10 protein-coding genes are annotated in these 9,576 nt (G+C 63.1%); 7 read left to right on the plus strand and 3 right to left on the minus strand.

The genetic code is table 11. The annotated features are described in order from the left end of the window. Window positions 1-287 precede the first annotated feature (287 nt). The 4 genes from gcvH to HMPREF3162_RS00030 all read left to right on the plus strand — a co-directional run bounded on the left by gcvH (window position 288) and on the right by HMPREF3162_RS00030 (window position 3,110). A complete protein-coding gene (gene gcvH, locus HMPREF3162_RS00015) occupies window positions 288-686 on the plus strand; it encodes a glycine cleavage system protein GcvH (protein WP_070776505.1) in 399 nt (132 codons plus the stop codon). Continuing rightward, entirely contained in the window at window positions 686-1,153 is a 468-nt protein-coding gene (locus tag HMPREF3162_RS00020) for an FHA domain-containing protein (RefSeq protein WP_083304010.1), read from the plus strand. The genes gcvH and HMPREF3162_RS00020 overlap by 1 nt, the downstream gene beginning before the upstream one ends. Continuing rightward, window positions 1,150-1,626, plus strand: coding sequence for a bifunctional nuclease family protein (locus HMPREF3162_RS00025; protein WP_070572278.1), 477 nt, complete (start codon window positions 1,150-1,152; stop codon window positions 1,624-1,626). Before HMPREF3162_RS00020 ends, HMPREF3162_RS00025 begins: the two co-directional genes overlap by 4 nt. 107 nt (window positions 1,627-1,733) lie before the next feature. Continuing rightward, complete coding sequence (locus HMPREF3162_RS00030; RefSeq protein WP_070572280.1) at window positions 1,734-3,110, plus strand: class II 3-deoxy-7-phosphoheptulonate synthase; 1,377 nt, start codon at window positions 1,734-1,736, stop codon at window positions 3,108-3,110. An 86-nt stretch (window positions 3,111-3,196) separates the two neighbouring features. Here HMPREF3162_RS00030 and pknB read toward each other — a convergent pair whose 3' ends face one another. Both pknB and HMPREF3162_RS00040 read right to left on the minus strand, forming a co-directional pair. Further along, complete coding sequence (pknB, locus tag HMPREF3162_RS00035; protein WP_070776506.1) at window positions 3,197-5,131, minus strand: Stk1 family PASTA domain-containing Ser/Thr kinase; 1,935 nt, start codon at window positions 5,129-5,131, stop codon at window positions 3,197-3,199. After that, on the minus strand, window positions 5,115-6,083 hold the full coding sequence (locus HMPREF3162_RS00040) for a lytic transglycosylase (RefSeq protein WP_070776507.1): 969 nt from the start codon (window positions 6,081-6,083) through the stop codon (window positions 5,115-5,117). Before HMPREF3162_RS00040 ends, pknB begins: the two co-directional genes overlap by 17 nt. Before the next feature lie 142 nt (window positions 6,084-6,225). Here HMPREF3162_RS00040 and HMPREF3162_RS00045 point away from each other — a divergent pair, with 142 nt between their 5' ends. Beyond that, window positions 6,226-6,579 (plus strand): Rv2175c family DNA-binding protein, encoded by a 354-nt coding sequence (locus HMPREF3162_RS00045; protein ID WP_070572286.1) that lies wholly within the window; start codon window positions 6,226-6,228, stop codon window positions 6,577-6,579. Between the two features lie 6 nt (window positions 6,580-6,585). Here HMPREF3162_RS00045 and HMPREF3162_RS00050 read toward each other — a convergent pair whose 3' ends face one another. Further along, window positions 6,586-7,671 (minus strand): polyprenyl synthetase family protein, encoded by a 1,086-nt coding sequence (locus HMPREF3162_RS00050; protein WP_070572288.1) that lies wholly within the window; start codon window positions 7,669-7,671, stop codon window positions 6,586-6,588. A 119-nt stretch (window positions 7,672-7,790) separates the two neighbouring features. Here HMPREF3162_RS00050 and dinB point away from each other — a divergent pair, with 119 nt between their 5' ends. Further along, window positions 7,791-9,014: a DNA polymerase IV gene (dinB, locus tag HMPREF3162_RS00055; protein WP_070572290.1), complete on the plus strand. Its 1,224-nt coding sequence runs from the start codon at window positions 7,791-7,793 to the stop codon at window positions 9,012-9,014. A 93-nt stretch (window positions 9,015-9,107) separates the two neighbouring features. Next, window positions 9,108-9,512 carry a DUF3040 domain-containing protein gene (locus tag HMPREF3162_RS00060; RefSeq protein WP_070776508.1) on the plus strand — a complete coding sequence of 135 codons (405 nt, stop codon included), beginning with the start codon at window positions 9,108-9,110 and terminating at the stop codon, window positions 9,510-9,512. The last annotated feature ends 64 nt before the right edge of the window (window positions 9,513-9,576 follow it).

Consider the following 9,576-nt stretch of genomic DNA (forward strand, 5'->3'; position numbering starts at 1 on the left):
GCGGGATTTGAACCCACGACCTCTTGACCCCCAGTCAAGCGCGCTACCAAGCTGCGCCATAGCCCGTGGCGTTGAGCCTCGTACATGCTAGCGCCTTGTCCACGCGAAGGCAAAACGAGAATGGCCGATGTCGTGTTTGAAACAGCAGGTGAGGTGTGCGACTTAAAGTTGATACGATGAGTGCGCGCCATAACTTCAGCTTCGGTGTATGCGGTATCAGCCGGCGGCAGATGCTATCTTCGGAAGCTGAAAGGGCAGGTTTGAGCAGGCCTGAGCAAGGAGAAGACATGTCTGACGCTGCAGCACCGCAGAACCTCAAGTATTCGCGAGACCACGAATGGGTCGACGCGACTGCCGATGCCGTGCGCATCGGAATCACCGATTTCGCTCAGGACCAGCTCGGCGACGTCGTCTTCGTGGACCTGCCCGAAGTCGGCGACAGTATCGAAGCCGGGGAAGATTTCGGCGAGGTCGAATCAACCAAGAGCGTTTCAGACCTCAAAGCCCCTGTTTCCGGAGAAGTCCTGCGCGTCAACGAAGCGCTGGAAGATGAACCCGAAATCATCAACAGCGACCCCTATGGTGAAGGCTGGATGCTGGAAATCGCGCTTTCTGACCCTTCGGAGATCGAAGCGCTCCTCGACGCCGAAGCCTACCGCGCACATGTTGAAAGTGAAGGTGCTTGATGACTCAGCAGCCCTATCCCGGCAACCAGGGAAGAAACTTCGAGTACCAGCCGGAAACCTCACTGCACCAGACGCAGGCGGCTCAGCCGGCGCCGATCAGCGGCATCCTTGACCCGCGCACTGGGGAAATCCGCTCCGTTCCCGATATCGGCCACCTGCAGGAAACCGACGCGCTTCTCGTGGTCGTCTCCGGGCCTGATGCCGGGGCGCAGATCCTTCTCGACACCGACGTTGTGACAGTCGGACGCAACCCCAACGCCGACATCTTCCTGGACGATGTGACGGTCTCACGCAGGCACGCCGAGTTCATCCGCACTCCCTCGGGCTTCGCCCTGCGGGACACAGGTTCTCTCAACGGCACCTACGTCGGCCGTCAGCTCATTGACGAAGTCGAACTGCAGAACGGTGCCGATGTGCAGATCGGCAAGTTCCGCATGATCTTCCAGCAGCGTCCGAGGACTGCGTGACCGAAGTTCAGCTCGAAGTGGTCGGGGTTCGCATTGAACTGCCGGCAAACCAGCCGATCCTGCTTCTCAAAGAAGCAGCTCAGCCACGATTCCTGCCGATCTGGATCGGCTCATCCGAAGCCAATGCAATCGGCATCGCACTCAGGGGGATGGCTCCTCCTCGGCCGCTGTCGCACAACCTCATGGTCAACCTGATCGAAGAGTACGGCGACACACTGGAGTCGGTGCACATCACGGCCATCGATTCGCACACCTACTACGCGGAGCTGCGCACCGGCGGTGGACACACGGTGTCTGCGCGCCCATCGGATGCGGTTGCCATGGCGCTTGTCGCCGAATGCCCCGTCTACACCACAGCGGAGCTGATGGGGCAGGCCGGAATCGAAGGTCCGGAACCTGACGAAGACGAAGTCGCCCAGTTCCGAGAGTTCCTTGACCACGTGTCGCCAGAAGACTTCGAAGGCGAATCCTGACCCGCCTATACTGACAGAATTCCGAATGCCCCGGTCCACGGCGGACCGGGGCGCTGATCGCCCGTGCTGACAGCAGAGAGTGGATGATTGTGAAAAGCGTTAACCCTATGTTTGAGCTGGCCGGCGATGCCCGCGCCTCCGAAGAAACCCTCAAAGGTCTTGACGCCTGGCGCGATCTCAGTCCCAAACAGCAGCCGCAGTACACCGATCCCGAAGAGCTCGAAGCATCGCTGGAACAGCTGCGCCGAGTTCCGCCGCTCATCTTCGCCGGCGAAGCCGACCAGCTGAAGGCTCAGATTGCGGCCGCGTCGCGCGGCGAAGCGTTCCTGCTGGCCGGTGGCGACTGCGCTGAGTCGTTCCAAGACTCCACGGCCGAAAGCATTCGCCGCCGCGTACAGACGATCCTCCAGATGGCCGCAGTTCTTACCTACGGTGCTGCTGTTCCAGTCGTCAAAATGGGTCGCATGGCCGGTCAGTACGCCAAACCCCGGTCCTCCGATGTTGAAACCCGCGACGGCGTGACCCTGCCAAGCTACCGCGGTGACATCGTCAACTCCCACGAGTTCACCGAAGACGCTCGCCGCCCCGACCCGGCCCGTCTGCTCAAGGCCTATCACGCATCCGCATCGACTCTGAACCTCATGCGCGCCTTCACAAAGGGCGGTTTCGCGGATCTTCGGCAGGTGCACCAGTGGAACCGAGGCTTCCTCGGGGCGAATGAGAACTACGTTCGCTACGAAAAGATGGCCGGAGACATCGATCGCGCGCTGCGTTTCATGGACGCATGCGGTGTCGACTTCGACGCCATGCGAACCGTCGAGTTCTACTCGGCTCACGAAGCTCTGCTGCTGGAGTACGAACAGGCGCTGACCCGCATTGATTCGCGCACAGGTGACCCCTACGACGTTTCCGGCCACTTCCTGTGGATCGGTGAGCGCACACGTGATCTTGACGGAGCCCACGTCGACTTCCTTTCGCGCGTGAAGAACCCGATCGGAGTGAAGCTCGGCCCCAACGCAACGGCAGATGACGCTCTGCGCCTGGCAGAAAAGCTCGACCCGGAGGGCGAGCCCGGTCGCCTGACCTTCATCACCCGCATGGGCGCGAATACAGTAGGCGAGCAGCTTCCCAAACTGCTCTCAGCCGTCAAAGACGACCTTCCACAGGTCACCTGGATGTGCGACCCGATGCACGGCAACACCATCACCGCGTCCAATGGATACAAGACCCGCCGCTTTGAGGACGTCATGGGCGAGGTGACCGGATTCTTCCGCGCCCACCAGGAAATCGGCACGGTACCCGGCGGCATTCACGTGGAGCTCACCGGTGATGACGTCACCGAAATCATGGGCGGCGGAGCGAACATCGACGAAGAGGGCCTGCAGCGTCGCTACGAAACCCTCGTCGACCCCCGCCTTAACCACGACCAGTCGCTGGAAATGGCGTTCCAGGTCGCCGAGTACCTCACGGAGGGTGCCGACTGAACAATCTGACCGAAAACAGACCGCCGGGTTGAAGCGCGCAACTTCAACCCGGCGGTTTTCTATGTCCGACGGCCGCAGACTCAGCTTCAGTCCTTCGGCTTGTCGTCTTTCTTGTCTTCGTCCTTCTTCTTGTCGTCCTTTGGAGGCTCCTTGCCCTTGGAGACCTTGAGGATCACCAGAGTGTCGGCGGTGCGCTTCTCGCCGGGACCGGGGTACATCGCCACGATCTTGCCCTTGGGCGTGTGTTCGCTGTAGACATCGTCGCGGGCCACACGGAAGCCCAGGCCCAGCAGCCGCTTATAGGAGGCTTCGTATTCCTGGCCCCGCAGATCGGGAAGGGCAGTCGTCTTCGGCCCGCTGGAGACCGTGATGTCGACCGCGCTTCCCTTCTCGGCCTGGCTGTCCGCCTTGGCACTTTGGGCTACAACGCGGCCTTTCGGCCCCTGATCCTCCACGGTCGAAACCTCGCCCTTCTTCAGCCCGGCGTCAGTAAGCGCCTTTGCGGCTTCGTCCTCGGTCTTGCCGACGACTGTGGGAACAGCGACCGTTTCGGGGCCATCAGAGGTGACGAGGGTGACTGCTTCGCCTTTCTGGAGTTCCTTCCCAGCCGCGGGTCGAGTCTCAATAACCGTCCCCTTGGCAACCTCACCGTGGTGGCTGCTCTCAGCGCTGACGGCAAAACCGGCCTTCTCCAGAGTCTGCCGAGCATCATCCTCGGCAGTGCCGGCCTCAATCTTGGGAACGGCGACCATGACGGCTTCCTGCTCGGCCTGCCCTCCTATGAGGCCGGCTGCCTTGGCTATGCCGAACGAGCTCGCCAGCCCAAGCGCCGCGACAGCGGCGATCAACCCCATGAGCAGGGGGCGGCGACGGCGCGACCTGCGCGGCTCATCGTCGGCTTCGAGTTCTTCTGCTGCCGTCGGCTCGCCTGCCACCGGCGGCAGATCGACCGGGGGAGTGCCGTCGGCAGAAACCGCGGCGGCTGTCAGGGTGCCTGCAAGGTCGGCCGTGGAATCGATCTCGGCGGGTGTTTCGTCTGCCGTGAGCTTGGGAATCTCACCAGTGCCGGGAGCTGATTCGGGAGCTTCGATTCCGATCTGCGCGTCGATGTCAGCAGTTGCGGTCAGAACCGGTTCGGTGGGATCAGCCGCATCCGATGTGCCGCCGAAGTCGAGTTCCTCATCGGTCATTGCCAATCGCGCTTCGCCAAGAGCCTGGCGCATAGAGGACGCGCTTTCGGGGCGGTCGTCCGGATTGGGGCTCGTGGCCCACAGGACAAGAGCGTCAAGCTGGGGGCTCAGACCGGGAACAGCTTCGGACGGTGCTTTTACGCGGTCGTGAACATGACGGTAGGCCACCTGAATCGGAACATCGTCCGTGTAGGGCTGAGACCCCGTGAGCATCTCGTAGAACATGATGCCCAGCGTGTAGAGGTCAGTGCGCTCATCAGCGCCGCTGCGGGTGACAAGCTCCGGCGCTACATAGCCGACCGTTCCGATGAGTGTTTTCGTGGTTGTTGCGTTCGTCACCGCGCGGGCCAGCCCGAAGTCGGCGAGTTTGATCTGCCCGTCGGTGCCCAGCAGCACATTGTCGGGTTTGAGGTCTCGGTGGATCATTCCGGCTTCGTGAACAGCTTCGAGCGCCGCGAGAATGGCGTCGACAACGCTGATCGCCTGCCGGGGTGTGAATCGACCGCGGAACTTCAGCTCCTTGCGCAGGGTGACCGACTCGAGGTATTCCATGGCGAGGTAGACGACGTCGCCGTCGCGGGACTGGTCGTTGACCGCGATGAGGTTGGGGTGGGACAGCTGGGCGGCATTCATCGCCTCGCGTTCGAAGCGCTCGACAAACGAGGGGTCGCTGGCCAGGTGCCCGTGCATGACTTTGACTGCGATCTCGCGTTTGAGTCGCAGGTCGGTGCCCCGGTACACCATCGCCATTCCGCCGCGGGCGACCACGGATTCGATGCGGTACCGGCCGTCGAGGACAACGCCGATCAGCTGATCACGGATCTGTGCCATGCGGCACCTCCGGACTGTGGCTGTAGCGTTCGGTGAGGATGTCGACGGTCCGCACGAACGAGCGGGTGTCAGGGGCCATTCCCGTCCGTTCGATGCTGGCAGCACCCTGGTAGTAGGCGGCAACAGCTGCCGAGCGGTTGTCAGTGGTGGCCAGCAGCCGGCGCAGGATGGCCAGTCCGGCGACGATGTTGTTCTCCGGGTCGAGGATGTCCAGGCGACGGCCGATAAGCGATGACGCCCACTGTCCGGCTCTCGGTGTCAGCTGCATGATGCCGATTCCGTTGACCGGCGAGACCAAACGGTGGTTGAGGCCGGATTCTTGTGTGGCCACGGCCAGTGCAAGCGGGCCGTCGACGCCGATTTCGCCGGCCAGGCGAAGAACGGTCTTGCGCACCCAGGAGCGGGTTGGGGCGGGTCGGCGCATGAGCTGGGCTTTGTTGAGCCGTGCTGCCAAGAGCACGTCTTCCGGGTATTCACGACCGTCGACGGTGTGCGGAATGTTCGGCAGCTTATCCGGCATCGCAGGTTTGACGCGGGCGCTGGTAGCACCGGAGCCGGACAGCGCGAGCACTTCTCCGACGGTGATGAGGACAGAGCTGCCCATGGCGTTTGCGCGCTGCAGCGCAGCAGTCGAGGTGCCGTGCTGGCGGGCAATGGAAGCGAGAGTGTCGCCGGTCTTGACGGTGTGGCCGGCAGGCGGCGGCGGTACGTTCTTCTCCGGCAGGGACAGAATCTGTCCGGGCATGAGCGTGGTGCGTCCGCGCAGTTCGTTCAGCTCGATCAGCGCCGGCGCTGAAACGCCGTGTTTTTTGGCAACGCTGATGACGGTATCGCCGGTGCGCACACGGTAGGTGCGGCCGCCGTGGGTCACCGGGACGGCCTCGGTGATGGTTCCCGAGGTGAAACCCGGCGCGGGCGCGCCATTCGGGTCGCGCCTGGTGTCTCGCTGCATAGGACGCTTTCTACGGGGAAGTGTGTCTGTCCCAAGACTAGGTCCACCAGTCGACGGGCACGGCCAGGCCCAGCGGCGTGTCGGATCATCGGAGTCGTCGGCGGCCATATGTCGGCAGATCGAAGTGCCGTAGGCTTGAAGTGTGAAAAGAGCTGAAGAGATCGTTGACGAATGGGTAACAGCGGCGCAGGCGGCTGAGCTTCTCGATGTTCCGGTGACGAAAGTGCACCGCAAGATCGAGGACCGCGCCCTCCTGGGACTGAAGTCAGGGACTCCGCCGACTATGCGAATTCCTGCGCTGTTCATCAAAGACGGTCAGCCCGTGCCTGCCCTGAGGGGAACTCTCGTGCTGCTTGCGGATGCCGGGTTCTCTGACGACGAGGCTATTGCCTGGCTGTACGAGAACGATGACACTCTGCCCGGGCGGGCCATTGACTTCCTCCGTCGCGGTGAGAAATCCGAGATCCGCCGGCGCGCCCAGGCGCTTGCGTTCTAAGACAGCTCAGCTGGAGCGGACGGTCAGGGACTGCGCGTAGCTGCGCAGGACTTTGTGTCCATCCGGGTCCAGGCCCAGTTTCCCGAGTGCATCCAGCGCTGCCTCGGAATCAGCGACTTCTCGTGCTATGAGCTGCTCCATGCGCTCGAGCGCTCCAGAAGAACGGATGAGGTCCGTCATCTGCGCGATGTCGTCAGCGGTTTTGCGCTCAGTTGCCAGGGTGCGGACAAACCAGTCGCGTTCTTCTTCTGACAGCGCTTCGAGGGTGTAGCCGACCAACACTGTCTTCTTTCCTTGGCGCAGGTCATCCCCTGCGGGCTTGCCGGTGATCGCCGGGTCGCCGAATACGCCCAGTTCGTCGTCGCGCAGTTGGAAGGCCCGCCCCAGGGGCAGGGCGAAAGCGCGCAGCGCATCTACGACCTCGTCATCGGCACCGGCAATCGACGCGCCGACGGCGAACGGCTGCTCCACGGAGTACTTCGCTGTTTTGTAGGTGAGAACTTCCCATGCGCGATCAGTGACCTCGGAAGCACTCACGGGTGCGTCCTGGACGTAGATGTCGAGGAACTGGCCGAACATGACATCGCGGCGCAGGTCGTTGCGCGCTGCCAGTGCCGCGGGAGATGCTGCGTCGGGCAGACCCGTCAGGGACCAAAACTCTTCGGACAGTGCCAGGCACAGATCGCCGGCGACTATTGCCGTGGCGATTCCAAAGTGTTCGCTGTCGCCGGCAAAGCCGTCTCTTCTGTGCAGCGCTTCAAACTGCCGATGCACAGACGGTGCACCCCGCCGGGTGTCGGAGGCGTCAATCACGTCGTCGTGGATCAGCGCTGCGGCGTGCAGAAGTTCGACGGCGGCCGCAGCGTTCGCGATGCCGGGGTGGGTGTCGGCGCTGCCGCCAGCGATTTCGAAGCCCCACCAGGCGGCGAGAGCGCGGATGCGCTTGCCGGATGCCGTGAAGTCCAGAATCGGCCGCATGAGGTGTTCAGCTGTCGGCGACAGCGCGGTGAAGCGACTGGCGGTGCGATCGAGGCCCTCGCGCAGAGCAGCATCGACCAGGCGACGGACGTCAGACGGATCTGTAAGGCTCATGCCCTAAGCCTAAACGGGCCGCAGTCTGCGGTGGGCCCGGCCCGAAACCGCAGCCGCGGCTGACTGCGCGTTGCGGGCCGTGGGGCGTCAGCCCGCGTACGATGAGTGGGGGAGGACGTATGAGCAGAAAGCAGCTGGACCGCACCGGCGGTGACCTGACCGGCCTGGGCGACGACGACGCAGGCTGCACGATCCTCCATTTGGACATGGACGCGTTCTTCGTGTCCGTCGAACGGCTGATCGATCCTTCGCTCAACGGCCGTCCCGTTATCGTCGGCGGACGCAGCGGGAGGGGAGTGGTCTCCTCGGCAAGCTATGAGGCGCGCGCCTACGGCGTACATTCGGCTATGCCGATCGGCCGGGCCCTGGCGCTGTGCCCAGGTGCCGTGGTCGTACCGCCCACAAAGGGCGTCTACTCCGAGTACTCACGCCGTGTTTTTGATGTGGTCGGCGACATCACCCCGGATTTCAGCCGTGTCAGCGTCGACGAGGGATACATCGATGTTTCCGGTGCGGTGCGCAGGCTGGGCAGCCCCGCGAAAATCGCCCTGCAGCTGCGGCAGACCATTGCCGAGAAGACCGGCCTGCCGTCCTCCATCGGCCTGTCGAGGGCGATGGTCGTGTCGAAGATCGCCTCGGCACGAGCCAAGCCCAACGGACAGCTGGTGGTCCCGGTGGGCAAAGAGGCGCAGTTCATGGAGTCGATGCCCGTCACGGCGCTGCCCGGAGTCGGGCGGGCCACGCACGAAACCCTGTCTCGCTACGGTATTCGCACGATCGGCGACTTGGCCCGCCAGTCGCCGGTATGGGCGGCGAAGACTCTTGGGTCAGCCGGCCCAGCGCTTATCGGATACGCGCAGGGGCGCGACAGTCGGACAGTTCACGAAAAGGCCAAGGATCATTCGATCAGCGCTGAGAGCACGTTCGACGAAGACATCTACCAGCTGGAGCGCCTGCGAACCGAACTTCTTCGTCTGACCGACAGGGTGACTGCCCGAGTCCGCGCGGAGGGGCTCGCCGCAGGCACGGTCACGCTGAAGTTTCGCTCACCGGATTTCACCACCACCACCCGGGCAGTCACCCTGCCGGCGCCGACCGATGTCACCGGTGAGGTGTACGAGGCGCTCCTCGGGGCTCTCGAGGCGGCCGCGGCTAAGCGGACGGGAGCCAGACTGCTGGGTGTGGCGGCATCGAATCTTCAGTCGGTCGATGTTGTCGGCAGGCAGGAGACCTTAGAAGGCGAGGGGCGGTCAACGCGGGAATCCGATATTGCCGTCGACGAAATCCGCAAGAAGTTCGGCGCGAACGCCATCTCCGCAGCATCGCTTCTGCCACCGGAATAGGAACTTTTTCTCCGCCCATGGAACTCAAAGACTCATGTGGCACTATCATTGGTCATATCGACTTCAGGAAGTTTTGGGCAGGAAGTTCACACTATGGCTCTTTCAGATCACGAACAGCAGCTTCTCGACCAGCTTGAACAGCAGCTGCGAAGCGAAGATCCCGGCTTCGCCCAGAACATTTCACGCCCTGCTGAAGACGCGCCTGGGCTGCGAATCTCACCGCGTCGACTCGTTCTGGGAATCGTCATACTCGTTTCCGGTCTGGCGGCGGCAATCGCCTCGCTGTTCTTCTTCACTATGCCGATGGCCGGTGTAGGCGGTGTTGTCGGCTTCGCCGTCATGGTCTTCGGCGGCTACTACGCAGTGACCCCGGACGAAAACGCCGCGGCGTCTTCCCCCAACAGGGCATCATCCCCTCGGGGCTCTGCCGCCCCCAAGCGCCGCTCGTCCTTTATGGAGCGCATGGAAGACCGCTGGGACAAACGCCGGGAAGGCTGAATCGCGCGCAAGAGCGCTATCGGAAACAAAAGCGCCGGCGGCGGTGGAGAATTCCACCGCCGCC

Source organism: Brevibacterium sp. HMSC07C04 (genome assembly GCF_001815905.1).
Lineage (GTDB): Bacteria > Actinomycetota > Actinomycetes > Actinomycetales > Brevibacteriaceae > Brevibacterium.

Coding starts and splice junctions, on each gene's coding strand:
- gcvH (WP_070776505.1), top strand. CDS start 288: ATGTCTGACGCTGCAGCACCGCAGAACCTCAAGTATTCGCGAGACCAC.
- HMPREF3162_RS00020 (WP_083304010.1), top strand. CDS start 686: ATGACTCAGCAGCCCTATCCCGGCAACCAGGGAAGAAACTTCGAGTAC.
- HMPREF3162_RS00030 (WP_070572280.1), top strand. CDS start 1,734: ATGTTTGAGCTGGCCGGCGATGCCCGCGCCTCCGAAGAAACCCTCAAA.
- pknB (WP_070776506.1), bottom strand. CDS start 5,131: ATGGCACAGATCCGTGATCAGCTGATCGGCGTTGTCCTCGACGGCCGG.
- HMPREF3162_RS00040 (WP_070776507.1), bottom strand. CDS start 6,083: ATGCAGCGAGACACCAGGCGCGACCCGAATGGCGCGCCCGCGCCGGGT.
- HMPREF3162_RS00050 (WP_070572288.1), bottom strand. CDS start 7,671: ATGAGCCTTACAGATCCGTCTGACGTCCGTCGCCTGGTCGATGCTGCT.
- dinB (WP_070572290.1), top strand. CDS start 7,791: ATGAGCAGAAAGCAGCTGGACCGCACCGGCGGTGACCTGACCGGCCTG.
- HMPREF3162_RS00060 (WP_070776508.1), top strand. CDS start 9,108: ATGGCTCTTTCAGATCACGAACAGCAGCTTCTCGACCAGCTTGAACAG.